The 25,030-nt window shown below is 53.9% G+C and carries 24 protein-coding genes; 23 read left to right on the plus strand and 1 reads right to left on the minus strand.

Going from position 1 to position 25,030, the window contains the following annotated elements:
- Positions 1-131: 131 nt before the first annotated feature.
- The 13 genes from DQG13_RS07680 (at position 132) to sleB (ending at position 15,428) form a co-directional block, all read left to right on the plus strand.
- Entirely contained in the window at positions 132-1,061 is a 930-nt protein-coding gene (locus DQG13_RS07680) for an ABC transporter permease (protein ID WP_113019166.1), read from the plus strand.
- A 12-nt stretch (positions 1,062-1,073) separates the two neighbouring features.
- On the plus strand, positions 1,074-1,949 hold the full coding sequence (locus DQG13_RS07685; RefSeq protein ID WP_113019167.1) for a carbohydrate ABC transporter permease: 876 nt from the start codon (positions 1,074-1,076) through the stop codon (positions 1,947-1,949).
- A 55-nt stretch (positions 1,950-2,004) separates the two neighbouring features.
- Entirely contained in the window at positions 2,005-3,537 is a 1,533-nt protein-coding gene (locus DQG13_RS07690) for an extracellular solute-binding protein (RefSeq protein WP_113019168.1), read from the plus strand.
- Positions 3,538-3,556: 19 nt separating this feature from the next.
- Entirely contained in the window at positions 3,557-4,924 is a 1,368-nt protein-coding gene (locus DQG13_RS07695; RefSeq protein WP_113019169.1) for a glycoside hydrolase family protein, read from the plus strand.
- Positions 4,925-4,983: 59 nt separating this feature from the next.
- Positions 4,984-7,071 (plus strand): DUF6259 domain-containing protein, encoded by a 2,088-nt coding sequence (locus DQG13_RS07700; RefSeq protein WP_113019170.1) that lies wholly within the window; start codon positions 4,984-4,986, stop codon positions 7,069-7,071.
- A 10-nt stretch (positions 7,072-7,081) separates the two neighbouring features.
- On the plus strand, positions 7,082-7,234 hold the full coding sequence (locus DQG13_RS30690) for a hypothetical protein (RefSeq protein ID WP_181592633.1): 153 nt from the start codon (positions 7,082-7,084) through the stop codon (positions 7,232-7,234).
- Between the two features lie 316 nt (positions 7,235-7,550).
- Positions 7,551-7,742 carry a class I SAM-dependent methyltransferase gene (locus DQG13_RS07710; protein ID WP_113019171.1) on the plus strand — a complete coding sequence of 64 codons (192 nt, stop codon included), beginning with the start codon at positions 7,551-7,553 and terminating at the stop codon, positions 7,740-7,742.
- Positions 7,743-7,877: 135 nt separating this feature from the next.
- Complete coding sequence (locus DQG13_RS07715; protein WP_113019172.1) at positions 7,878-9,554, plus strand: ribonuclease J; 1,677 nt, start codon at positions 7,878-7,880, stop codon at positions 9,552-9,554.
- A 154-nt stretch (positions 9,555-9,708) separates the two neighbouring features.
- Positions 9,709-10,434, plus strand: coding sequence for a ClpP family protease (locus DQG13_RS07720; protein WP_113019173.1), 726 nt, complete (start codon positions 9,709-9,711; stop codon positions 10,432-10,434).
- A complete protein-coding gene (locus DQG13_RS07725; RefSeq protein WP_113019174.1) occupies positions 10,431-10,658 on the plus strand; it encodes a YlzJ-like family protein in 228 nt (75 codons plus the stop codon). The genes DQG13_RS07720 and DQG13_RS07725 overlap by 4 nt, the downstream gene beginning before the upstream one ends.
- 154 nt (positions 10,659-10,812) lie before the next feature.
- A complete protein-coding gene (locus DQG13_RS07730; protein WP_113019175.1) occupies positions 10,813-13,326 on the plus strand; it encodes an FtsK/SpoIIIE family DNA translocase in 2,514 nt (837 codons plus the stop codon).
- Positions 13,327-13,768: 442 nt separating this feature from the next.
- Positions 13,769-14,428, plus strand: coding sequence for a general stress protein (locus tag DQG13_RS07735; RefSeq protein ID WP_113019176.1), 660 nt, complete (start codon positions 13,769-13,771; stop codon positions 14,426-14,428).
- Between the two features lie 199 nt (positions 14,429-14,627).
- The gene (gene sleB / locus DQG13_RS07740) at positions 14,628-15,428 is read left to right on the plus strand and encodes a spore cortex-lytic enzyme (RefSeq protein WP_113019177.1); all 801 of its coding nucleotides are present in this window, start codon (positions 14,628-14,630) and stop codon (positions 15,426-15,428) included.
- Positions 15,429-15,485: 57 nt separating this feature from the next.
- On the opposite strand, the gene DQG13_RS07745 is transcribed toward sleB, so the two are convergent.
- Positions 15,486-16,505: a YeiH family protein gene (locus tag DQG13_RS07745; protein ID WP_113019178.1), complete on the minus strand. Its 1,020-nt coding sequence runs from the start codon at positions 16,503-16,505 to the stop codon at positions 15,486-15,488.
- Between the two features lie 121 nt (positions 16,506-16,626).
- On the opposite strand from DQG13_RS07745, the gene DQG13_RS07750 reads away from it, so the two are divergent.
- The 10 genes from DQG13_RS07750 (at position 16,627) to DQG13_RS07790 (ending at position 24,982) form a co-directional block, all read left to right on the plus strand.
- Positions 16,627-17,526, plus strand: a complete 900-nt coding sequence (locus DQG13_RS07750) for a LysR family transcriptional regulator (RefSeq protein ID WP_113019179.1) — start codon at positions 16,627-16,629, stop codon at positions 17,524-17,526.
- Positions 17,527-17,642: 116 nt separating this feature from the next.
- Positions 17,643-18,914, plus strand: a complete 1,272-nt coding sequence (gene yfmF, locus DQG13_RS07755; RefSeq protein ID WP_397333946.1) for an EF-P 5-aminopentanol modification-associated protein YfmF — start codon at positions 17,643-17,645, stop codon at positions 18,912-18,914.
- 42 nt (positions 18,915-18,956) lie between these two features.
- Positions 18,957-20,246, plus strand: a complete 1,290-nt coding sequence (gene yfmH / locus DQG13_RS07760) for an EF-P 5-aminopentanol modification-associated protein YfmH (RefSeq protein ID WP_113019181.1) — start codon at positions 18,957-18,959, stop codon at positions 20,244-20,246.
- A complete protein-coding gene (gene ymfI / locus DQG13_RS07765) occupies positions 20,243-20,992 on the plus strand; it encodes an elongation factor P 5-aminopentanone reductase (protein WP_113019182.1) in 750 nt (249 codons plus the stop codon). The genes yfmH and ymfI overlap by 4 nt, the downstream gene beginning before the upstream one ends.
- A 77-nt stretch (positions 20,993-21,069) precedes the next feature.
- The gene (locus DQG13_RS07770) at positions 21,070-21,330 is read left to right on the plus strand and encodes a DUF3243 domain-containing protein (protein WP_113019183.1); all 261 of its coding nucleotides are present in this window, start codon (positions 21,070-21,072) and stop codon (positions 21,328-21,330) included.
- A gap of 123 nt (positions 21,331-21,453) precedes the next feature.
- Complete coding sequence (locus DQG13_RS07775) at positions 21,454-22,317, plus strand: type 1 periplasmic-binding domain-containing protein (protein WP_113019184.1); 864 nt, start codon at positions 21,454-21,456, stop codon at positions 22,315-22,317.
- Positions 22,318-22,406: 89 nt separating this feature from the next.
- Positions 22,407-23,168 carry a DUF3388 domain-containing protein gene (locus tag DQG13_RS07780; protein ID WP_113019185.1) on the plus strand — a complete coding sequence of 254 codons (762 nt, stop codon included), beginning with the start codon at positions 22,407-22,409 and terminating at the stop codon, positions 23,166-23,168.
- A gap of 67 nt (positions 23,169-23,235) precedes the next feature.
- Positions 23,236-24,096: a helix-turn-helix domain-containing protein gene (locus DQG13_RS07785; RefSeq protein ID WP_113019186.1), complete on the plus strand. Its 861-nt coding sequence runs from the start codon at positions 23,236-23,238 to the stop codon at positions 24,094-24,096.
- Between the two features lie 94 nt (positions 24,097-24,190).
- The gene (locus tag DQG13_RS30695; RefSeq protein ID WP_181592634.1) at positions 24,191-24,352 is read left to right on the plus strand and encodes a hypothetical protein; all 162 of its coding nucleotides are present in this window, start codon (positions 24,191-24,193) and stop codon (positions 24,350-24,352) included.
- 138 nt (positions 24,353-24,490) lie between these two features.
- Complete coding sequence (locus DQG13_RS07790) at positions 24,491-24,982, plus strand: YajQ family cyclic di-GMP-binding protein (RefSeq protein WP_113019187.1); 492 nt, start codon at positions 24,491-24,493, stop codon at positions 24,980-24,982.
- Positions 24,983-25,030 lie beyond the last annotated feature (48 nt).

Raw genomic sequence — 25,030 nt, forward strand, 5'->3', positions numbered from 1 at the left:
TGGTGCTGCAGCAGCAAACCCCGGGCTTTTTTTGATTTTGAGAATATTGCAGGCCGAGGGAATCTTGGAGGTTGGTTTGATCCGGGAAGCATGCGTATAGTAATGGGGAAAAGAAAGGATGGGACGAAGACATGCAAACCGGTCGGTTGACCAAAACCTTCGATCTGCTGCGAAAAGATAAATGGCTTTATCTGATGGCATTGCCGGGACTGCTTTATTTCCTTGTTTTTGAATACGGCCCCATGTACGGAATTGTTATAGCATTTAAGGACTACAGCATCTATCAGGGGATTGCAGGCAGTGATTGGGTCGGATTTGATAATTTCAGAAGACTGTTCGAGATGTCCGGATTTCTGCGGGCGTTAAGAAATACACTTCTCATTAGCCTCTATCAACTCGTATTTGTGTTCCCTGCGCCGATCATTTTGGCGCTGCTCATCAACGAGGCGAAACATGCGGCGTTCAAGAAATTTGTGCAAACCAGCGTCTATCTGCCACACTTTGTATCCTGGGTTGTGATTGGCGGCATTTTATATGCGATTCTATCGCCTACTACCGGCATCGTGAAAGAAATGGCAGGCTGGCTCGGGCATGAGGGTGCGTTTATCAATATAATGGGCAGCCGGGAAACCTTTCGCGGTCTGCTGATCGGGTCGAGCATCTGGAAGGAAGCAGGGTTTGGCAGCGTATTATATTTGGCCACCATTGCCACGATTGATCCGCATTTGTATGAAGCGGCCAAGGTGGATGGCGCAAAAAAATGGCGGCAAATATGGCACATTACGCTTCCGGGTCTCCGAACCACCATCGTCATTATGCTGATCATAAAGGTTGGAAGCTTCTTGAATGCGGGGTTGGAGCAGGTATTTGCGCTCTATAGTCCATTGGTGTATGAGGTCAGCGAAATTCTTGATACGTATGTATACAAGCTGGCGTTCAATGAGGCCAAATATGATCTTTCCACCGCCTCCGGTTTGTTTAAATCCGCCGTGGGGTTAATTCTGGTGTTGGTTACAAACTTTATTGCCAAAAAAATTGACAAAGAAAGCGGGCTAATCTAGATGAGGAAGGGAATGAGGGCAATCCGGCAAGAAGATTCCGGCCAATGGGTATTGAACGCTTTCTTGCTAGTTACTGCAATTGTGACCCTTTATCCGTTCTGGCATGTACTGATGTATTCATTAAGCGATCCCAAGCTGGCCTTGGGAGGGGGGTTATTCCTTCTTCCGCGGGGATTTTCGTTCAACTCGTATGGGATGCTGTTTCAAAATTCGGGAATCGGACAGGCTTATTCCAATTCGCTGTTCCGGCTGTTTGCCGGCACTTTGATCAATGTCGTTTTTACAGCGACGCTTGCTTATCCCTTATCAATCCGACGTTTCCTATGGCGGACGCCGCTCACACTTATGATCTTCTTCACCATGCTGTTCAGCGGCGGCATGATTCCAACTTATTTGCTGGTAAACAGCTTGGGCCTCGTCGATACTTTATGGGCGCTGATTGTCCCTTCGGCGATCAGCGCGTGGAACTTCTTCATCATGAAAAATTACTTTCAGGGCATTCCGCCGGAGCTGGAGGAGTCGGCAAGCATGGACGGCGCAACGCCATTGCGCACATTATTCTCGATCATTCTTCCGGTATCGATGCCGGTAATTGCGGCGATTGCGTTATTCTACGGTGTCTCCCATTGGAATGCTTACTTCGATGCCGTTCTTTACATCCATTCTGAAGAAAAGGAGGTGTTGCCGGTATTTCTGCGAAGCATGCTGAATTACAGCGCGATGGAATCGGCAAGAGAGTTTGACGACAGTGCAGTGATGGCGAATGTGTCCGAGGAAACCTTGAAGATGGCAGCAATCGTAGCCTCGATCCTGCCGATGCTGATCATCTATCCGTTTTTGCAGAAATATTTTGTCAAGGGTGTCATGATCGGCTCTGTGAAGGCTTGATTGAATCGCCAGTGTTTCGTCATGGACGGCTATTACCTATACGAGGAGGATTATTGTGAACAAGAAAGCGTCTTTGAAAAGGATAAACCTGTTCTTTCTTCTGATCCTGTTATTTGTATCGGCATGCAGCAACTCCAATGCAGGCAATGAGGCGAATTCGGGTGAAGCATCCGCATCCCAGCCCTCGCCCTCTGCAGAGCCTCCAACGGTCAGAATCCTGATGAAGAAGGCTACAGAGTTCCCCGAAAATAACCCGGTCATTCAGGAAATTCGGAAACGGACAGGAGTCAATGTGCAAGTGGAGTCCGTCGTCACTGCCGATTACGGCAACCGATTGAATACCATGATCGTAAGCGGGAATGCGCCGGATATTTTCGAGGTTTCCAAAGCTAGTCTGAAGGAGATGGCAGAGAACGGCGTGATTATGCCGTTGAATGATTTATTGGCGTCCAATGGAGCGAATCTGATGGAGAATAAAGGCAAGTACATGAAGGGGCCGGCAACCATCGACGGAAAAATCTACGGAATTCCCTACGGCTGGTTCCCGGGCAGCGCACTTGCCATCCGCAAGGATTGGCTGGATCATCTCGGGCTGGAAGTGCCGGAGACGCTGGAGGAATACGAAAAGGTTCTGCGCGCCTTCGTGAAGGAGGATCCGGATGGGAACGGGCTGAACGATACGATTGGGCTCGGCTTGACCTTCGGAGCGAATCAAAACTGGACGCATCTCTTCGCGGCCTTCGGCGTTCCGATAACCCGGCAGGTGCTGCTCGACGACAAGGTGGTTCCATGGATGCTGGCTCCCGGGTACCTGGACGCCATCAAGTATTTGAACAAGCTGCACAAAGAGGGCTTGATCGATCCGGAGTTCGCAACGGTGCCGGCACAGCAATCCTACGAGAAGGTGTGGAACGGGAAAGTCGGAGCGTATAATTTTAATGCGGATGGAATTACCCAGAACTGGCTTTCCCGCTATGTGGAAAATCCCAAGCCTGAATTTGTCTACACCGTCATTAAGGGACCGAACGGACAAGGCGGCTATCTGAAGCCGGTGTTTGAGGACAGCGCCCCGTATACCGTCATTTCCAGCAAGGCGAAGCATCCGGAGGCGGCAACGAAGGTATTGGATTTCCTGGTCAGTGAAGAGGGCTACAGGTTAACATGGGCCGGGCTTGAAGGTGTGCATCACAAATGGAATGACAAAGGCGAATTCGAATGGATTCCTCCTTATGACGATGCCGTGCAGCTGCGGAATGCGGGCGGATATATGTATTCGGCCATAATGTACAGGATGGGCGGGTTGAAGGATCAATTGTTCAATAAGGTTACGATTGAGGCGCGCAAGCTGGCTTTGGAAAATACGATAGAAGATGTCTATATCTATGACCTGCCGGAGATTCAGAAGGACGTCGGAACGATATTGAGCGATATGGAGGTTGAATTCCGGATGGTTGCCATTACCTCGAACGGGGATCTCGACGCCATGTATGAGAGCTTCAAGAAGAAGTATCTGGCGGAGGGCGGCGATAAATGGATCAAGCAGGCTACGGAAATTTACAAGGCCCAGAAGCAGGCGGAAAATCGGTAAGCTTTTGAGGAGGAGAACCATGAGGGCAAGGATAAGCATCGATGCTTCTAAGGCGGCAAGAACATGGCCGCGCGTGGAGCGTTACCAGAACTCGACGCTGCGGTTTGCGCCGCCGGCCGATTTTCCGGCATTCTGGGCGGAAAAGCACGGCCGGCCCAAAATCATGCGCTGCTGGGTTACTCTCGACGAAGTTTGGGATTATCGAACGGACGAATATTTCTGGAACTATCGAATCGGGGTCAACCGGTACGAGGACGATCCCCATCATCATGAATACGACTGGGGATGGACTGTCCCATCCGAGGTGCATATTCAAACCTACCTTGCCGCCCACAGCGAGCATTGCGACGAAATACTGCTGAACCTCCGCAGGTATGAGAAGGAAACGGAGCAGGGAGTCATCTCTCTCGATAAATACGAAGAGGTTGTGGAACGGGTCATCGAGCACTACAAAAATCTGTACCCTAACATCCGTTATATCGAGCCCTGCAACGAGAGCGACTATCTGAGGTTCGGCGGCATCGGCACTGGACATTACTACAAGCTATATACTCGGGCATACCGGGCTGTAAGAAAATTGAACGAGCGCTACCGGTATGAAACTCCGCTGGAAATCGGCGGTTCCGCAATCAACGCGGTGATGGACCGCCCGCACTTATGGCGCGAGTTTTTGCAGCATCTGGCCAACGACAAGGATGAGCGGCGAAAAATTGACTATTATTCCATGCACGATTACAACGGCCATCCCAACCGGATGAAGGTCTTTTACGACATGCATCATGCCTGGATCAAAGAACTGAGCCTGCCCGATCTCCCGATTTTTGTGGATGAATACGGTTTTACCCGGACGACGGGAATCTGGACCGATAGCTTGAGGAACGCTTCGGGCGTTTTGTCGGCGATGATTCTGTCCACTCGGCTGGAGGGAATGCATCTTTTTCCTTGGTGCACGTTCCATAACCCGTCCAGTCAAATGTCATTCACCCAGTACCTGCTGCTGGAGGACGGGCAATATGCCTCTACGCCCAACGGAAATGCCATGCGCATGCTGTACATGCTCAAGACCGACGAGCTGGAGATGCTGGGAGAGCATCATCATCGGGTTATCGCCACCGGAGATGCTACGGGATACGCCGTCCTGGCTACGAATCCGGGCAATGAGCCGATGGCAGTCGATCTGGCGCTGCACAGCATACCGTATGACAAAGCTGCAATTACGGAATACCGGGTGGACTCCCTGCATAACAACCGCTTGACTGGCCCCGCCAGCATGGAGCTGGGTTTGACCAACCGGTGGATTGAGCGGGTGACGGGACCGGAGAAGGGCATTGACCTGACGGCTGTGCTGGAGCCGTACGGATTTACTCTTTGGCTGGTGGAGCCATAGAAGATGCCTTTTCATCCGCCTGCCTGAAGCATAACCGTACTTCCAAGGAGGCGATCTACATGGTGTACGAACTGACCAACGATGATTTGACTGCGAAATTCGATAATCAGGGAAGATTGATTTGGCTTTCCAATCGGAAAGACGCTTTGGACAATGTGATTTGCTCCCCATCTGACGGCAGCTTCAAGCTGGTTTTTAAAAAAGGAGAAGATTGGGAGAATCCCGTTGATGCCAATGATCAGTCCTATAGGGTTGTACAAAGGGGCGACAGCCTTGAATTCGCAGCCGACAAGCTGAAGGTTCGCGGTGTTGCCGCCTGTATTGGAATCAGGCTGATGGTGTCTTTGCAAGGGGACGCTCTGATATTCGGAGCGGAAATTGACAACCGCGATGATGTTCTGATCACCGACTTCGAATATCCGAATATTGGCGTTATTCACTCGCTGGCCGGCGGGAAGCCCGCATTGCTGTGGCCGCAGCAATGCGGGCAGAAAATAACGAATGTTGGCAAATACTTGTCGAACATGACGGAAACCCGGAATAAGCATTCCAACACGTTGCATTTGAATTACCCCGGCGGTCATCCGCATGGCGGAAGCATGCAATGGATGGCGCTGATCGACGGCGATCAAACCCTGTACTTCGCGGGCCATGACTCCGAGTTCTATACGTCCGAGCTTCTCGTCAGAGGGAGCCGGCATCATCCCGGTGCAATTACGCTTACGTTGGAGAAAATGCCGTTCGTGAAGCGGAATGAAATCTGGACGGCGCCCCATTCCATTCTGAAGCTCTACACCGGCAGTTGGCACCAAGGAGCCCGGGAATATGCGGCATGGTCCGAAAATTGGCGCTATCAAACCGAAAAGCCGCAGTGGATCAAGGATATGAAAGGATTCTTTCTGGTGATTCACAAGCAGCAATTCGGGACTGAAATGTGGAATTACGGCGAATTGCCCGTCTTGTACGAAATCGCCCGGGCGCACGGCTGCGATACTCTCGGATTGTTCGGATGGTACGATAGCGGCCATGACAACCAATATCCGCATGTTCATGCAAGCAACTCGCTGGGGGGCGCCGAGGCGCTCAAGTCGAACATCAAGGCCGTGCAAGACGCGGGCGGCAAGGTCATATTGTACCAGCAAGGTCATCTGATCGATATCTCATCCGATTTTTACAAGAACGGGGGGGACCGGCTCGAGTCCAAAAGCCGTTGGAATGAGCCGTACTTTGAATTTTACAACAAGTCGCATCAAAGTTCTTTCCTGGCAAACTATACGAGCAAATCCTTCTCCGTGTCATGCCCTTCTTGTCCGGAGTGGCAGGAATTAATGAGGGATAAGGTGGACTTTATTGCCGCTTTCGGTGCCGATGGCGTATTGTTCGACCAGATTGGCGGCATGCCGGCTTATCCTTGCTTTGACAATCGGCATCCGCATGCGCAAGGCAAGCCTTCGCTGTCCATGTCACAAGGAAGAATGCAATTGCTTGAAGGCATTCAAGCCCGCACCAAAGAAATCAACCGTGAATATGCGTTCTTCACGGAGCATGTGACGGATTTGTATTCCGGCTATGCGGATTGTCTTCACGCCATGTTTGCGGGTCCGTCCAGAGAGGCCAATCGTCTGGATACGGAAACGAACGGCGAGATTCCCGAGCTTGTCAATTATCCGGAATTGTTCCGGTACTGCTTCCCGGAGACGGTCGTGACCATCCGCAACCCGAATCCATTCATAGCACCACGCGCAGCGAATTATGCGTTCGTATTCGGACTGCGGTACGAACTGGAAATCCGCTATGAGAAGGACCGGAACGAGCTGCTGGCGGACAAGTATGCAGACTATTGCCAATATGCGAAGCAAGCGGCGGAGCTTCGCGCCAAGTACTGGCATGTGCTTGGCCGCGGCAGGTTCCGGGACATGGATGGCATCGTCAATCGAAATCCGGCGATTATTGCCAAAGCTTATCATAAGGAGAACCTGCTCGCGGTTGCGCTTTGGAATGATACCTCTCATGCTGCGGATGTTCTGATCGCTGCCGCAGGATACCGATTGATTGAGGTATCCACAATTGGGGAAACGTTCCCTTCCATGCCCCATTCGTTGGAACCGCAGCAAATTGCTGCAGCGCTATACGAAAAGGAGGGATGACAAAAAGCTTTTGAAGGCCGGAACACTGCACCATGAGCTGTTCCCGCTGTTCCGCGGCATGTTCAACTGCCTGGAGCGGGTGCCCAATCCCGCCTGTGAAGCATGCGCTGAATTTGAAGGGCATTCAGGTGGGCGGCTTGCGCCTTCCCATGCTTCCGGTTAATGAGGCGGAAGGGCAGTTAATTGAGGATTTGCTAAGCCATTTATAAGCTTAGAGAATGCGGCGAAATAAAGTACCGCTAATTTGCTGACAAAACTCCCAAAACCGTGGAGATTTTGTCACCAAAAGCGGATACTAATTTCCTCGCAGCTCCTTATGGGATGGGGCGGAGGCCCTGTCTTTTTTGTTTGCGGAGGAAGACATGTATGGGGATGGGGGAGACCAAGCGGACACAGGTTCCGTTATTGCTAGAGCAGCTGCCGGTGGAGGCCCCTAGGCTTGCTTTTGCCGGAAGGATTATCGGCGCACGAGGAGGAGCTTGGATGCGCTCCTGGAGGAGCATATGTGGGAGAATATGACCTTTGAAGAGGGAAAAGAAGCCGCGCGGAACTGTTTTGCTTTTTTGAAGCCGGGGGCTATATCCGCTGTGCCGAAGCGGGAGATTTCCATTATTCTGGATGCCAAAAAGCCGCTGATGATTCCTTGCAGTCCCGAAAAACGGCGCGGATGAAGCGGCGTGAAACAGGCAATAATGACTTTAACTTGTATTTCCTCTCGTCATTCCTGTATAATGTTGTCAAGTGACTGGTGCGGTTTCTTACATGCTTGATAAGATCGTCGCAATTTAATCCAAGGAGGTATACTCTTGTCAAAAAAGAATAACGACAGACTATTGGTCTTCGCTCTTGGCGGCGTGGGCGAGATCGGCAAGAACATGTATGTGGTGCAATATGCGAATGATATTGTAGTAATTGATTCGGGTCTGAAATTTCCCGAGGAGGACATGCTCGGCATTGATATTGTCATTCCCGATATCAGTTATTTAATTGATAACAAGGACAAGGTCCGGGGCATTCTGTTGACGCACGGCCATGAGGATCATATCGGCGGCCTGCCGTATGTACTCAAACAACTGAATGTTCCGGTGTACGGCACGAAGCTCACCCTGGGCCTGGTGGAGGCGAAGCTGAAGGAAGCGGGGCTTCTCGGGGAAACCAAGCGCATTCTCATCAATGCGGATTCGGAGCTTCAATTGGGCGGATTGAAGGCCACCTTCTTCCGGACCAACCACAGTATCCCCGACTCCGTGGGCGTCTGCGTAGAGACGCCGGAGGGCCGGGTAGTGCATACCGGCGACTTCAAGTTCGACCAGACGCCGGTGAACGAACAGCATGCGGATTTGCACCGGATGGCAGATCTGGGCAACCGCGGAGTGACGCTGCTCCTGTCGGACAGCACCAACGCTGAACGGCCGGGTTATACAGGCTCCGAGCGCAACGTGGGTACGGAGCTGGAAGAGGTGTTCCGTAAAGCCAAGCAGCGTGTGGTAGTGGCTACCTTCGCTTCCAACGTTCACCGTCTGCAGCAGGTATTCGACGCGGCGGAAGCTACAGGACGGAAGGTAACGGTAATCGGGCGCAGCATGGTGAATGTGGTGAACATTTCCCAGGAGCTGGGTTATATCCGGATTTCCGACGGCATGCTGATCGAGCCGGAGGAAGTGAACAAGATGGCTGCAGACCGTGTAGTCATTCTGTCCACCGGCAGCCAGGGGGAGCCCATGTCGGCGCTGACCCGGATGGCGCGCAACACCCACCGCAAGGTGGATATCCTTCCCGGCGATACGGTAGTCATTTCCGCAACGCCCATCCCCGGCAACGAAAAGTACGTGGGACGCATTGTGGATGACCTGTTCCGGCTGGGGGCCAACGTGATTTACGGCCCGGGCTCCGTATCCGGAGTGCACGTATCCGGGCACGGCAGCCAGGAAGAGCTGAAGCTGATGCTTAACCTGATGAGACCCAAATACTTTATGCCCATCCACGGTGAATACCGGATGCTGCGTATGCACGGTCAATTGGCCGAGAATGTGGGTGTGGAGAAGGAGAATATTTTCATTTGCGATATCGGCGAAACCCTGGAGATTCAGAATGGGACCGCCCGCAAGGCAGGCAAGGTATCCTGCGGCAATATTCTCATTGACGGCTTGGGCGTAGGCGATGTGGGCAATATTGTGCTCCGCGACCGGAAGCTGCTTTCCCAGGACGGCATTCTCGTTGTGGTCGTTACCCTCTCCAAGCAGGACGGGAAGATCATGTCGGGTCCGGATATTATCTCCCGCGGCTTCGTCTATGTGCGGGAATCCGAAGGCCTTCTGGAAGAAGCCAACAAAATTGTTTCCAACACCCTAACCAAGCTGATGAGCGAAAATGTAAATGAATGGGCTTCCCTGAAAACCAATGTCAAGGAAGCATTAGGACGATTCTTATACGAGCAAACAAGAAGAAGGCCGATGATTCTTCCCATTATTATGGAGGTTTAGATCATCCTTCGCACACCAAGTCGCTTAAAGATCCCCGGGATTCGCACCCCCGGGGCTTTTTTGCATTTTAAGGGGCTCCTTGCATGAAAGAAAGTGGCGCACTCCATACTATGACAGAGTATGGCAGTAAGTAAGCGAGAGGAGGCTAAAGCGGATGGCGAACAAAGCGGAACAGCCGGCTCCGGCAGAGCCCATGGAGGAGAAAAAAACGGTAGAGGCCATCACCCAGCTGGGGCAGGTGCAAACTGCCGGACCGGGGGAAAGCAATATTTTTACCATGACCATCATCGGGCAGATCGAGGGACATATTGTGCTGCCGCCCCAGAACAAGGCCACCAAGTATGAGCATCTTATTCCCCAGCTGGTGGCGGCGGAGCAAAATAACAAGATTGAGGGCATTCTGGTTATCCTGAACACCGTCGGGGGAGATGTGGAGGCGGGGCTGGCTATAGCCGAAATGATTGCCACCTTGTCCAAACCCACGGTGACGCTGGTGCTGGGAGGCGGACACAGCATCGGCGTCCCCATTGCCGTGTCGGCGGATTGTTCGATTATCGCGGAGACGGCCACCATGACCATTCACCCCATCCGGTTGAACGGGTTGGTCATCGGCGTGCCGCAAACCTTTGAATATTTGGACAAAATGCAGGAGCGGGTGATCCGTTTTGTCACCAAGCATTCTGCGGTTACAGAGGAGAAATTTAAGGAGCTGATGTTTACTACAGGGGAGCTGACCCGGGATATCGGCACCACGGTTATCGGAGCGGATGCAGTGAAATTCGGACTTATCGACCGGATCGGCGGCATTGGGGAAGCAATTGCCGAATTGAACCGGCGCATTGAAGAGCGGAAAAAGCAGGGGGGAGGACTGCTGCAATGACCCTGTATACCATCATGCCGGATGAAGTGGTGTGGGCCGGACAGGAGAATTTTGAGCCGGAATATATGGATGTGGAGATCGACGGAATCAGCATGCAGGTGGAACGGCTGAACGCCGCCCAGGCCCGGATTGTGCGTTTGTACAGCGGCAATGTCCAGGATTATCTGAATCCTGCTTATGCGCCCGGCTCCATGCTGGAATTCCAGCCGTTTTTCCGCAAGTAAGCCGTCTACTGTAATGCTTTGCGTATTGCCGGAAGCGGGTGGCGGTTCGGGGACTTAAGCGAACGGTCATTCGCTTTTTTTGGCTGAACGGGGCCTTCCCCTAGTGTATCTGGCCCTCCAATATGGTATAATTTGTAGCGTTGGGGGTGGCGGAGTGGCCAAGAGGAAAACGCGCAAGCGCTCAAAAAGAGGTTCCAAAGCGGTTAAAGAGGTACTGAAGTATGAGCTGTACGGGATTATCATCATTGCGTTGTCTGTGATTTCATTGTCCCGGGAGGGCTCTGTATCCCGCGCTTTGACGTATATGTTCCGGTTCCTGGTGGGCGAGATGGATTTCGTTATTCCGGTGGGAGCCGTCTATGTGGGGCTGTATTGCATGGTCAAGCGGGCCTGGCCCAATGACTGGACGGCGCGCAAAACCGGCATTCTCTGCCTGCTGCTGGGGTTTGTGCTGATGAACCATATGTCCATGTTTGAAGCTCTCGATCCCAATGAGGACTTCCGGATGCCCTCGTACATTCTGGGGGAGACCTGGCGGACCATGACTGAAGGGTTAAGCCTGTCCCACAACGGGACAAGCATCCTTCAGAATAATATTGGCGGCGGCATTACGGGAGCGCTTCTGTATGCCCTGCTTTATTTTTTGTTCGGCAACCTGGGTTCGTCCCTTCTGGTTTGGACTTTATTCGGCATCGGGATATTGCTGGTCACCGGCGTCTCCGCGGTAGATGTGCTGGGCAGACTGAGAGGCGGCGCTTCCTCCGTCAACAAGGGCTTCCGCCACAGGCTGGCGGAGCTGTTCGGAGGCAAACGGGCCAAGCCGGCCCGGGCGGCCGCCAAATCCAGGGTTTACGTTCCCGAAGACGACTCCGATCTGGAGGAGGGGTACATGTCCATGCCCCGGCAGCCGCGGAAAAAGCCCGCATTCTTCCAACTGCTGCAATCCCACAAGCAGGCGGATGATGAAGAGGACGGGGAGCCGGAGGTGCTGGTTTCCCCTGTTGGCGGGACCGGCGCTCCCGGAGCGGCTGAGGAGGCGTTTGGCTACAGTGCGACCGCAGATGAGGATGCGGCTATACCGGTGGTGCGCGATTTTCAGGATCATATTGATCCCTTGCCTGAAGAGCCGGCTGCGCAGCAGGCGAAGGGAGCCGCTTCGGCACCGAAGCCGGAGAACGAGCATGGCGATCCGGGGGACATGGCCTTGTCCCTGGAGGCCAAAAAACCGGAGCGGCCTTATGTGCTGCCTTCGCTCAGCCTGTTGTCCCGGCCGGCCGGCAACTCCAAGGCATCGGACGCTCTTGATTTTAAGGCCAACGCCCGCAAGCTGGAGGCGACCATGGAGAGCTTCGGGGTCCGGGCCAAGGTGCTGGAGGTGGTCCGGGGACCGGCTGTTACCCGGTACGAAATCCAGCCCGATGTGGGTGTCAAGGTCAGCCGGATTGTCGGTTTGACCGATGACATTGCCTTGGCCCTGGCGGCCAAGGATATCCGGATGGAGGCCCCGATTCCCGGCAAGTCCGCCATCGGCATTGAAGTGCCCAATACGGAGGTTTCGGTGGTTACGCTGCGTGAGGTGATGGAGAACGGAGCCTTCCAGGATTCTCCCTCCAAGCTGACCATTACCCTGGGGCGGGATATTTCCGGCCAGCCCATTGTGGCCAATCTGGCCAAAATGCCCCACTTGCTGGTGGCGGGGGCAACGGGCTCGGGCAAATCCGTTTGCATCAACGGGATTATTACCAGCATTCTGTATAAAGCCAAACCCGATGAAGTCAAGCTGCTGATGGTGGACCCCAAAATGGTGGAATTGAATGTGTACAACGGCATCCCCCATTTGCTGGCTCCGGTGGTTACCGACCCGCGGCGGGCGTCCCTGGCTTTGAAGAAGATTGTGGTGGAGATGGAGAAGCGCTATGAGCTGTTCTCCAAAAGCGGCACCCGGAATATGGAAGGCTACAACGCCATGGTGACCGATCCCTCCAACCCCAATCCGCAGGAGCCGCTGCCGTACATTGTGGTCATTGTGGATGAGCTGGCGGACCTGATGATGGTGGCGGCGGGCGATGTGGAGGATGCCATCTGCCGTTTGGCGCAAATGGCCCGGGCGGCGGGCATCCATCTGATTATCGCTACCCAGCGGCCTTCCGTGGACGTTATTACCGGCGTGATCAAGGCCAATATCCCTTCACGGATCGCCTTCGGCGTATCCTCCCAGGTGGACTCCCGCACCATTCTGGACATGGTGGGGGCGGAGAAGCTTCTGGGCCGCGGCGACATGCTGTTCCTGCCTGTAGGCGCGTCCAAGCCCATCCGGGTGCAAGGCGCGTTCCTGTCGGACCAGGAAGTGGAGCATGTGGTCAATTATTGCCGGAACCAAGGCCAGGCGGAGTACAAGGAGGATCTGGTGCCCGAGCTGGATGAGCAGGAGGATGAAGCGGAGAACGATCTGGATGAGCTGTACGATCAGGCTGTGCAGATTGTGGTGGAGGCCAAGCAGGCGTCTGTTTCCCTTTTGCAGCGGCGGATGCGGGTGGGCTACACCCGGGCGGCGCGGCTGATCGACACCATGGAAGCTAAGGGTGTGGTAGGCCCCTACGAAGGCAGCAAACCCCGGGAGGTGCTGATCTCTCAGGAAATGTATTTCGGGCAGAACCGGAGCGGATAAAGCGCCGTTCTGTATAAGCGCTACAGCGAGGCTGCGGAACAGCAGGAAGAGCCTTCGGCTTCATCCCCAACGGGGGTGGAGGAAGGCTCTTTTTTATTTTGAGCTGAAGCTGCTCATTAAGGTATCCGGGCTCTGATTGCGGAACTGAGCGCCCCTTATCGGGCGAAATGGGCTAAATTCCGGCTGTAGCGGAACTGAAAGACCCTTAAACGGAGATTTGGACTCCACTTGGGGCTCTTTTTCCTCTGTAAGCGCCGCTGAGTTCCGCAACAAAATCCAACAGCCGGATTTCCCGTAATAAAGGACGCTTAGTTCCGCTGCAAAGGGGAGGTTAGGGGAAGCAGAGAATAAAAATGAGATTCACTCCGCCCCGGTTGGTTTAAGTAAAGCTTGTAGCATCTCTTGACCAAGATCCCAATTCGATTTGAGGAGGCGGTAACAAATGAGACATGATCAAACCATTCATGGAAGTCGCCATATTGTAGGTGTTTTTGAGACGGAGCGGGCTGCAATTGCGGCTATTGAAGATTTGAAAGCCTTGGGTTATGCCCCGGACGATATCTCGGTTATCAGCCGCAAAAAGGATGATGCGGATTTTATCGAGGAGGCTACGCAGACGAAGGCGCCGGAGGGTGTAGCCGCAGGAGCGGCCGCAGGCGGCGTTCTGGGCGGTGTTACCGGGCTTTTGGCCGGATTGGGCGCCTTAGCCATACCGGGCATTGGGCCGCTTCTGGCAGCGGGACCGATTGCGGCCACTCTGGCGGGAGCCGCCATCGGCGCCAGCGCCGGCGGTGTAGTTGGCGGACTCGTCGGGCTGGGCATTCCGGAGGATCAGGCCCAATTGTACAATGATTATATTGAAGACAATAAATTCCTCGTCATTGTAGAGAGCGATCCGGCCCAAAGCTATCGGGTATTTGAAATTTTCCGCAGCTACGGCTCTTTGAACTCCGATTCGTATACCGGGTTGAATTCAGACAGGAGCAATCTGGTGGATGAGTCCGCTTATGAGGCGCTGGAGTATGGCGGGGCGGACACGGATACGGTTGAGGCTGCCCGCAGGGACAGAGACGACCTGGAACGGTCGGGTCGGAGATTGTGATCATTCCCAAATGCAGCGTGATAATGGGGAGCCGGGACGGTCTTTCCGCGAAGCGGATTTCGCGGGAAGGCCGTCTTTTTGGTGCGGAAAAAAGCCGTCGGGCGCTAATCTGTGGTTCGGAAGTATAAAGCCAACCTGCCTTTCAAATAATATCCCTATCACAAACACAGTATCCGAAGGGAAAGGGTTGGTCCGCTCAATGAACAAGCGACTGATTGCATTTACTGTGCTGCTGTTGGTATCGCTGTTTGCAGGCATGCAGCTTAAATCTCATGATAAGCCCCAGGCAGCGGAGGATGTCTTCAGCAAACAGACCATCCGGTACGGCGCTTCCGGCGACGATGTATACGAGCTCCAAGGACGTCTGAAATTTCTCGGGTATTACAACGGCAATATCGACGGTGCGTTTGGCTACCAAACCCTTCGCGGGGTGAAGGACTTCCAGTACAAATTCGGCATGAAGGTGGATGGCATAGTCGGTCCCAAAACCAAGCTGAAGCTTTGGGAGGCCACCAAAACATGGGCGCCTACTGAACCAAGGCAAACAGCCGGCGGTGGCGGAGGAGGCTCCGGCGGCGGGGATCAGGTAACGGAAACGGCTACCGGCAACCCTGTCAATCTCGCTCCGTCCAATAACGGAGGGATGTCGGAGAATGATATCCGGATTATGGCCAATGCGGTGTACGGTGAAGCCAGAGGCGAACCGTATGAAGGGCAAGTGGCGGTGGCGGCTGTCATTTTGAACCGGGTCCGCTCCCCTTCTTTTCCGAATACAGCCTCCGGCGTTATCTTCCAGCCGGGTGCTTTTACAGCAGTTGCGGATGGCCAAATTTGGCTCACCCCCAACGAAAATGCCAAACGGGCCGTCAAGGACGCAATAGGCGGCTGGGACCCGTCAGGGGGCTGCCTCTATTACTTCAATCCGTCGACAGCCACCTCCAAATGGATTTGGACACGTCCGCAAGTGAAAACCATCGGCAAGCATATTTTCTGCAAATAAAACAGGAAAGCAATCTGCTGGTATGATGCAGATTGCTTTTCAACTTTTCCCGGCCCCTCACAAGGTTATGAAACCGAAAGCGGATAATAAGACGGATGTGATGGTCATTGCTAACAGCGGGCGCAAGGCTTTTGTCCGCAGCTTCTTCAGATGGACATTCAGACCCAAACCCGCCATGGCCATGGTGAGCAGAAAGGAAGTGAGGGTGGACACATGCTCCATAACCGGGGCAGGGACAGCAATAAATCGGCCCAGCACATAGCTGTTGAGAATGCTCATGCCGATAAAGCCGGCCAAAAACCAGGGGAACTTAATCTTGGCATTGCTGTCGGCTGTTCCGGCCGCTTCCTGTCCCTTGCGGAACCGCTTTTGGATGGCCAACAGAATAAAAGACAAGGGCATCAGCAGAAGCACCCGGCCCAGCTTTGCCAAGAAAGCCGCGGCCAATGCGGAATTGCCCGCAGGAGCTGCGGCAAGGGCCACATGGGCAATTTCGTGCAGAGTGCATCCCGCCCAAATTCCATACGCCTCGGGAGCCAGCGGCAGATAAGGCAGCGCCAGGGTGTACCCGATGGCGAATATGGTGCCAACCAAAGCGATCATGCCTACAGCCATAGCTGTATCCTCCTCTTTGGTTTTGAGGATGGGGGAAACAGCGGCAACGGCCGCAGCGCCGCATACGCCTGTGCCAATGGCCAGGAGCAGGGACAAGGATGGATCGGCGCGGAATAGCCGGGCCAGCAGAAGAGTCGCCGCCAAGGCAAACAGAATAACGGCGGCATCGCGGATCAACAGACCGGGGCCTTGCTCAAGCACCATGGCGATATTCAGCTTCAGCCCGAACAGGATAATGGCCAGCCGCAACAGGACGGTAGAGGAAAATTGAATGCCGGGGCGAAGCTGGACCGGATAGCCGCGGACTTGCCTGTAGAGCACAGCCAAAAGGATGGCCCAGGCCATTGGGCCCAAATGCCCCAGTCCCGGTATTTTTCCCAGGATATATCCTGCAAGGGCAATTATGAACGTGAAAAGGATTCCCTTCAACAGACGGAAACCCTGTTCCGAAGCCTTGATCATAAAACAAACCTCCAGTTGCGCAAAGAATGTGATGCTTAAAGCGTAAAGCTGTTTCAATAATAAGTAAAATAATTTATTATAATAGTTATAATAAATGAAAGCTTATTATGGAGGCGGATTTATGGATCAGGCGCTGCAGGTTTTTTTAACCGCCGCGGAGCAGCGAAATTTTACAAGAGCAGCTGAACTTCTGCACATGACACAGCCTGCTGTAAGCAGCTACATTCGGGGGCTGGAGCAAACTCTGGACTGCAAGCTCCTGGAGCGGACCAATAAATATGTGCGTTTGACCCAAGCGGGGGAAGTGGTATACGCCCATGCCAAAGAAATCCTTGGCCTCTATACGAGAATGGGCAATGTGCTGGATGATCTGAAGCATACGGCCCATGGGCCGCTGTCCATTGGCGCAAGCTATACCTTCGGCGAATATATTCTTCCATCTGTTGTGGCAGAGCTGGTCCGGAAGTATCCGTCTGTTCAACCTGTGATTACCATTGCAAATTCCAGTGAAATCACGGAGCTGGTCAGCCGCCGTCAGTTGGATGCGGGTATTGTTGAAGGAGAGGACGGGGAAACCGATGGGGTAAGGACGATTCCGTTTGCCGAGGACCGGATGGTGGTTGCCGTTTCTGCCCGGCATCCCCTGGCTCACCGTCATCCGGTTGAAGGGGGGGATTTGGCCGAGGCTTCCTGGATTATGAGGGAGAAAGGCTCAGGGACCCGGGAGCTGCAGGAGAAGGCGCTGGCGCAGCTGGGCATTCATCCAAAAAGCAGAATGATTTTTGGCAGCACCCAGGCCATTAAGGAGTATATTGAGGCGGGGATGGGAGTTGCGCTGCTTTCCCAGTGGACTATCAGGAAAGAAATACAGATGGGCGCTTTGAAGGCTCTTGAGCTTCCAGGCTTCCCCCTCCGGCGCCATTTTTCATTGGTAATGCCGAACATGGGCTTTCAAACCAAGGCCTCCAAGGTTTTTACCGGCTTTCTGATAGAAAATCATGGTTTTCCCGAGCTTCTGTAATGCATTCATTTTCCGCAAAGAGAAATAATACCTAGGGTCCCTAAAAACACTTTTGCTTCCGAGTGTCCGATAGGCATATAATGGAACCATTCCAACCTGGAAGGAGCATGAAACTATTGGATAAACCAGCCTTCATACGCGATTGCGTTGACCGGATAAGACTCCATGTCTGGCCGACCGACCGGTTCAAAACCTACGCCATTTCGGCCTACATAGGGGCGCCTTTGACAGAGGATCAGGTTACACCCACGGCCCTTGCTCCCTTTGTTCTGCGCAGAGGCACCCGGAGCCTTCCCGAAACCAAGAGCTTCCGGGAAAAGCTGGACGATCTGTACGGAGCCGGCTTCGGCTTCGATATCTTCAAACGCGGCGATTACCAAATTGTCCAGTTCCGCATGGATATTATCGACGACCGGTATGTGTCGGGAGCCAATGGCCTGCTCGCCGAAGGTCTGACCTTTCTCGGAGATGCCCTGACCCGCCCCTTGGTGGAAAACGGCGCCTTTTCCGGCAAATACGTGGATTCCGAAAAGCTGACCCTACAAAAACGGCTGGAAGCCATTATTAACGATAAGATCCGGTATGCCGCGGAGCGCTGTATCGAGGAAATGTGCAAGGAGGAGCCCTACCGCTTCCATCCCTTGGGGCGGCTGGAGGCCATCGGGGCGATTACCCCCTCCAGTCTGTACGAAAGCTACCGCAAATGGCTGGCCGAATCCCCCATCGATCTGTATGTGGTGGGCAATACCACCATGGAAGAAGTGAAGGCTCTGGCCATCCAGGCCTTCGATTTGAAGGGAACGGGAACAGCCGCCTACAAGATGCAGGCGCCCCGAAGTACGGTTGCCGAGGAGACGCGAGTGGTGGAAAAGCTGGAGGTTAGCCAGGGCAAGCTCAACATGGGCCTGCGCACAGGCGTCACCTATGCCGACAGCCGTTATGCCGCCGCGCTTGTCTATAATGGAATCCTGGGAGGCTACCCCCATTCCAAGCTGTTTGCCAATGTCCGGGAAAAAGCAAGCCTGGCTTATTACGCCTCGTCCCGGCTGGACGGACACAAGGGGATTCTCACCATTCAATCCGGCATTGAAATCGCCAATTATGAAAAAGCGGTGGAGATCATCCGGCAGCAGCTGGAAGCCATGAAGCAAGGGCAGGTGGAGGAGCTGGAATACAGCCAAACCTTGGCCATGATCAAGAACCAGCTGAAGGAGATGGAGGATTCCGCTTTTGAGATGATCTCCTTTGATTTTAATACCATTCTGTCGGGTCATGAACGGACTGTCGCCGAGCTTATTGCCCAGGTGGAGGCGGTGGATGTGGCGGCGATCCGCGGCGTGGCGGAGCAGGTGAAGCTGGATACGATTTATTTCCTGACCAGCAAATAAGAAGCAAGCTTTCCTGACGGAAAGCTTTGAGGAGGGGATCAGATGGAAGCCATCAAGGCGGAACGCCTGAATGAAACGCTGTATACAGAAACGTTGCCCAACGGGCTTACGGTTTATATCCTTCCCAAGCCGGGTTACCGGAAGACCTACGCCACCTTTTCCACCAAATACGGCTCTGTGGACAATCATTTCCAGGTTGCCGGCAAGGAAGAGGTGCAGGTTCCCGACGGCATTGCCCACTTTCTGGAGCACAAGATGTTTGAGGAGCCGGAAGGGGATGTGTTCGCCAAATTCGCCTCCAACGGGGCGTCGGCCAATGCTTTTACCAGCTTTGACCGGACGGTGTACCTTTTTTCGGCCACGGAAAACCTGAAGGAAAACCTCAACACTCTTCTGGATTTTGTGCAGAATCCCTATTTTACCGATGCCAATGTGGAGAAGGAAAAGGGGATTATCGGCCAGGAAATTAAAATGTACCAGGACAATCCGGATTGGCGGGTGTACTTCGGCCTGATCGAGGCGCTGTACCAGAAGCATCCGGTCCATATTGACATTGCCGGAACCATTGAATCCATCTCCCGGATCACCAAGGAGACCCTGTACACCTGCTACCATACCTTTTACCATCCGGAAAATATGGTGTTTTTCGTGGTGGGGGGAGTCGATCCGGCGGAGATTATGGAGCTGGTCCGCGCCAACCAGGCGGCCAAAACCTTCCCTCCCCAAGGGGAGATTCTCCGCTACTTTGAACCCGAGCCCGCGGCGGTGCGGCAAACCGAGAGAATCGTGCATCTGCCGGTTTCCCTGCCCAAGTGCTACGTTGGCTTCAAGGAGCCGCCTGCCAAGCTGACCGGCCGGGAAGCGCTGAAGCGTGAGCTGGCCACCAAGGTGATGCTCGATGCCCTGTTTGGTCCCAGCTCCGACCTCTACCAGCGGCTGTATGACGACAACCTGATCTCCGACAGCTTCGGCACCGAATACAATCTGGCGGAGGGGTATGCCTTTGCGGTCATCGGCGGGGAAACCCGGGACCCGGAGGAGCTCTTGGCCCGCCTTAAGGCGGAAATTGCCGCGTTGGACAAAACCGGCGTTCCCCGGGATGCCTTCGAGCGCAGCCGGAAGAAGAAGCTGGGAGGCTTCCTGCGGATGATGAATTCGCCGGAATCCCTGGCCAACGAGTTTACCCGTTACGCCTTCAGAGGCGCCAATTTGTTTGATATTTTGCCGGTCTATGAGGAGCTGACCCTGGAGAACGCCAATGCGCGGCTGCGGGAGCTCTTCGACTGGGAGTCCATGTCGGTCTCGGTTGTAAAGAGCGGTGGAGCGTCTTGACCATCGCCTTGAACAGGCAAACGGCTCTGATTACCGGCGCCAGCCGCGGAATCGGAGCCGCCATTGCCGAACGCTTCGCTACCTTGGGCATGAATATCATCATCCATTATTCCGAATCCCATGAATCGGCCAACCGGGTAGCCCGCCGCTGTATTTCCCTGGGAGCCAATGCCATTACCTTATCCGCGGATATCCGCAGCGCCGAGCAGGTGGAGCGGATGAAGGAGAAGCTGGAGTCCCGCGGGCTTGTCCCCAATATTCTGGTGAACAACGCCGGTGTATCCCATTTCGGACTGCTGTCGGAGATGAGCGAGGAAGAGTGGGACCAGGTGATGAACGTCAATCTGAAAGGGGCCTTCCTGTGCACCAAAGCCTTTATGCCGGCCATGGTGTCCGCCAGGTACGGCAGAATCATCAACATTTCCTCCGTATGGGGAATCTCCGGCGCTTCCTGTGAAGCGGCCTATTCCGCCTCCAAGGGAGGGCTGAACGCGCTCACCAAGGCTCTGGCCAAGGAGCTGGCCCCCTCGGGAGTTACCGTCAACGCGGTGGCTCCTGGAGCGGTGGAAACGGATATGATGGCCACCTTCAACAAGGATGAGATCGCGGCGCTCCAGGAGGAAATCCCCGCCGGCAGATTGGCCCAGCCGGACGAGATCGCTTCGCTGGTCTATTTTTTGGCGCTGCCGGAGTCGGGGTACATTACCGGCCAGGTGATCAGCCCCAACGGCGGTTGGGTTACCTGAATGGCAAGGGTATAGCCATCCGTCTCTCTGCTCATACTACTCATGCAGTATGAATTCAATCCAGGGAGGCAAACAGCATGGCGAATACTGTACTCACTTCTTTTGATACATGGAAGCAATTCCTGCATGACCGTGTTCAGGCTGCCGAAAGCATCGGCATTTCCGAAGAGCAAGTCTCCAAGCTGGCCTACAAAATCGGCGATTTTCTGGCTGCCAACATCGATCCGGAGAATGTGCAGGACAGACTGCTGAAGGACCTGTGGTCCGTCGCCGACACCAGCGAGCAGAAGACTCTGGCCAAGCTGATGGTCAAATTGGTTTCCGACGGCAAAAAATAAACGGATGCGGCAAATATCTTGGAAGCCTCCGATTCATGGAGGCTTTCTGTTTTTGCCATGGTATACTTAAATCCATCCCCATGCTTTTTAACGACCTGTATCAAAAAAGGAGTATATTGCCACATGCATGCAAAAGCACGAACAAAACGAACACTGCTGATTGCCGCCATGCTGCTTCTTGCCACAGCCGGAAGCGGGTGCGGGCGGACGTTGCCTGTAATCGACGCGGCTACTCTGGAGGCGCGCAAAGCGGCGCTGGTGCTGGCCGGCTCCTCCCTTGCGCCGGAGGAAACGGAAGAAATCCGCAAGGCAGCCGGAATAAAAGCGGCGGCCGACAAAATTGCGTTGGAATTTGTCGCAAATTCGTCAACCAATCCGGACGAATTGGCGTCTATTATAGGAAAGGGCAAGTTTGACAGCGTTATCGGTGCCGGGAGCGAACTGGCCGCGCCTCTGTCCCAATTGGCCGCCGGCGATCCCGAAAGCCGGTTTGTTGTGCTGGGTAATGGGATCGACACGGCTGTTCCGGAGAGTATGCCTGCCAATATGCTGCTCAAAAAATTGGATGACGCCCAAAAAACCGAGCTATGGGACAATTGGGTGAACCTGCAAAAGGCCTCTGGACTGACGGTGCTGTGGATTCAGACAACCGGTTCCCCCGTTCCGGCGGAATGGTCGCCCTCGGAGGAGGCGGACAAGGTGCTGTCCCTGGATATCTACCCGGGGGATACCTGGTTTCCGCAGCTGACCTACCAGGTGTCGGCAGTCCGGCCCAGCATGATTGCCCTATATACCACGGTGGACAACGCCGTTTTGACCAAGATTAAAACGCTGAAGCTGCCGGTGGTGGACACGGTGGGAGGCCTTTCGGCCCGGTACCAATGGAGCAGGATTGTACCCGATGCCATGGCCGCTTCCCTTGCCTCCGAGACCAGAAGCGGGACGGAGCTGTATACCGCCGAAGAGACGGAATTAAGCCGCAAATAATTCCTGGTGACAGGTGAAGGATAATAGGGAACCCTGTAGAATAATCTTTATGGTAGACGGAATTTACAGAACGGATGTGTACATACGCGATGACAATGAACCAATGGTATATGGAATACAGAATCCATAAGAACCGCCCCGGTCTGTTGGGCGACCTGGCTTCGATTATGGGGATGCTGGAAATCAATATTATTACCATCAACGGGGTGGAGGACCGCACCCGCGGGCTTCTGCTGCAGACGGATGATGATGAGAAAATAGAAATTTTGGGTAAAATGTTAAGAAAGGTGGATAATATAACCGTTACCGCCTTGCGCGCGCCCAAGCTGGTGGATGTGTTGGCCATCCGGCACGGCCGCTATATCGAACGGGATTCCGATGACCGCAAAACATTCCGCTTTACCCGGGATGAGCTGGGACTTTTGGTGGACTTTCTTGGGGAAATTTTCAAGAAGGACGGCAATCAGGTGGTGGGCCTGCGGGGGATGCCCCGGGTAGGCAAGACGGAATCCATTATTGCGGGAAGCGTGTGCGCCAACAAGCGCTGGACCTTCGTTTCCTCCACGCTGCTGCGGCAGACGGTGCGCAGCCAGCTGTCCGAGGACGAGATGAACCCGCATAATCTCTTCATTATAGACGGAATTGTTTCCACCATTCGCTCCAATGAAAAGCATCATAGTCTGCTTCAGGAAATCATGAGTGCTCCGTCCACCAAGGTGATTGAGCATCCTGACATATTTGTGCGGGAATCGGAATACGACTACAGCACCTTCGATTACATTATCGAGCTTCGCAATACGCCCGATGAGGAGATTGTCATTGATATTCCATCATCCTACGATGGTTATTAAGAAGCGGACTAACGCCCATGCCGCTGGAACCAGCAGGGCACTTAAAAAGATACGGAGGTGAAATTGTTTGTCCGAGTTGGGTCAGTTGTTAAAAAAGGCCAGACTGGAGCAGGGCATCACCCTGGAGCAGCTCCAGGAAACCACCAAAATCCGAAAGCGTTATCTGGAAGCCATTGAGGAAGGGGATTACAAATCGCTACCGGGTAATTTCTATGTTCGGGCATTTATCAAAAGCTACGCGGAGGCCGTAGGATTGGACCCCTCCGAGGTGCTGTCCATGTACCGCAATGTATTCCCGGACCCCAATGTCGGAACGGTCACGGAGAGCCTGTCGCCCAAACGCACCATCACCAAGCGTTCGGACAAATGGAGCCGGTTTGCTACGGGAGTGATGCTGGCTTCGTTCTTTTTGCTCATTGTGGGGCTGATTTATTACTTTGCCTACCGCAACCACGATGGGGTCAACCAGTCTGTCAACGGCGGCAGCTCCGCTCCCTTGACGGATAAGGTTGCCACCCAAAATCCCAATGGTTCGCCGGCCGGGGGAACGCTGGAGGCCAAGACCGTCGCCACGCCCTCTCCTACTCCCGTGCAGCCGGAGCTGAAGCTGGTCAAAAGCGAAGGGAACATGGATTATTACCAGCTGACCAACGCCGCCACGCTTAGTGTGGAAATGACGCTTACCGGCACGGATTGCTGGTTCCAGATTGACAAATTGACGCCCAACGGGAACAGCTTCGACCATGACATGATCGAGCAGGGCAATCTGGCCAAGCTGGGCTCCCCGCGGAAATGGGAGTCCGACCAGCCGGTTTTTATGAACATCGGTTTGCCCAAGGCCATTGAGCTGAAGGTGAATGGGGTCGTCCTTCCGCTGGGCGAAATCTCCAATCCCAAACGGCTGCAAATCCAGGCTGCAGGCTTGTAAGGCCGCAAGGAGCTTCAGCCATGCATAGAATTGGATATTCAGGGCATTCTACTCACTGGTGACACATTTCACTCAAAGTGAGGCATGGTGTGCAATGACAGTGAGCTGGATTGTAACCGGACTGGGCATTGTGGTAAGTCTGTTGGGCTGGTACCTGACGCCTGACGCTTGGGGTTACGGCATTTTCGGGTTTGGCCTCGCCCATATTGTACTGGGGATTCTGGATATGTTTCGGGAGCCGGCCAGGAACAAATAGAAGGACCGCCGCTCTAATGAAGGCATTTCCGCCAACGGGGATGCCTTTTCTTTGTCTCCAATTATTGCTATACTTAACTACTGGATAAATATCTCACCGCAACACATTTTCCAATGAAAGAAGGGACGTGTTTTACTTATGGCGGCAGACAACTCATTCGATATTGTGTCCAAGGTGGACATGCAGGAAGTAAACAACGCCATCAACCAGGCGCAGAAGGAAATCGACACCCGGTTTGATTTTAAGAACAGCAAGTCCAGCATCGCTTTGGAAAAAGAAGAGATCGCCCTTGTTTCCGACGATGAATTCAAAATGCAGAATGTGGTGGATATTCTCCAGTCGAAGCTGACCAAACGGGGCATCTCCATCAAGAATCTGGAATACGGCAAGGTGGAACCGGCCTCAGGCGCTACCGTCCGCCAGAAGATCAAGCTCAAGCAGGGGATTTCCCAGGAGATTTCCAAGAAGATCAATACCATCATCAAGGATTCCAAGCTGAAGGTGCAAACCCAGATCCAAGGGGACCAAATCCGCGTTTCCGGAAAAAGCCGCGACGATCTCCAGCGGGTGATTCATCTGCTGAAGGAAGCGGAGCTTCCCATCGAGCTGCAGTTCCTCAATTTCCGGTAGGCGTTGCGCCCACCCCCCGGCTCCACGTTGTGGGGCTGTTTGCATTTT

The sequence above is a fragment of the Paenibacillus sp. YN15 genome (genome assembly GCF_003285005.1).
In the GTDB taxonomy this organism is placed as follows: domain Bacteria; phylum Bacillota; class Bacilli; order Paenibacillales; family NBRC-103111; genus Paenibacillus_AR.

Coding starts and splice junctions, on each gene's coding strand:
- DQG13_RS07790 (WP_113019187.1), top strand. CDS start 24,491: ATGGCGGCAGACAACTCATTCGATATTGTGTCCAAGGTGGACATGCAG.
- yfmH (WP_113019181.1), top strand. CDS start 18,957: ATGGAAGCCATCAAGGCGGAACGCCTGAATGAAACGCTGTATACAGAA.
- DQG13_RS07780 (WP_113019185.1), top strand. CDS start 22,407: ATGACAATGAACCAATGGTATATGGAATACAGAATCCATAAGAACCGC.
- DQG13_RS07750 (WP_113019179.1), top strand. CDS start 16,627: ATGGATCAGGCGCTGCAGGTTTTTTTAACCGCCGCGGAGCAGCGAAAT.
- DQG13_RS07725 (WP_113019174.1), top strand. CDS start 10,431: ATGACCCTGTATACCATCATGCCGGATGAAGTGGTGTGGGCCGGACAG.
- DQG13_RS07775 (WP_113019184.1), top strand. CDS start 21,454: ATGCATGCAAAAGCACGAACAAAACGAACACTGCTGATTGCCGCCATG.
- sleB (WP_113019177.1), top strand. CDS start 14,628: ATGAACAAGCGACTGATTGCATTTACTGTGCTGCTGTTGGTATCGCTG.
- DQG13_RS07720 (WP_113019173.1), top strand. CDS start 9,709: ATGGCGAACAAAGCGGAACAGCCGGCTCCGGCAGAGCCCATGGAGGAG.
- DQG13_RS07680 (WP_113019166.1), top strand. CDS start 132: ATGCAAACCGGTCGGTTGACCAAAACCTTCGATCTGCTGCGAAAAGAT.
- DQG13_RS07745 (WP_113019178.1), bottom strand. CDS start 16,505: ATGATCAAGGCTTCGGAACAGGGTTTCCGTCTGTTGAAGGGAATCCTT.
- DQG13_RS30695 (WP_181592634.1), top strand. CDS start 24,191: ATGACAGTGAGCTGGATTGTAACCGGACTGGGCATTGTGGTAAGTCTG.
- DQG13_RS07770 (WP_113019183.1), top strand. CDS start 21,070: ATGGCGAATACTGTACTCACTTCTTTTGATACATGGAAGCAATTCCTG.
- DQG13_RS07695 (WP_113019169.1), top strand. CDS start 3,557: ATGAGGGCAAGGATAAGCATCGATGCTTCTAAGGCGGCAAGAACATGG.
- DQG13_RS07735 (WP_113019176.1), top strand. CDS start 13,769: ATGAGACATGATCAAACCATTCATGGAAGTCGCCATATTGTAGGTGTT.
- DQG13_RS07685 (WP_113019167.1), top strand. CDS start 1,074: ATGAGGGCAATCCGGCAAGAAGATTCCGGCCAATGGGTATTGAACGCT.
- DQG13_RS07700 (WP_113019170.1), top strand. CDS start 4,984: ATGGTGTACGAACTGACCAACGATGATTTGACTGCGAAATTCGATAAT.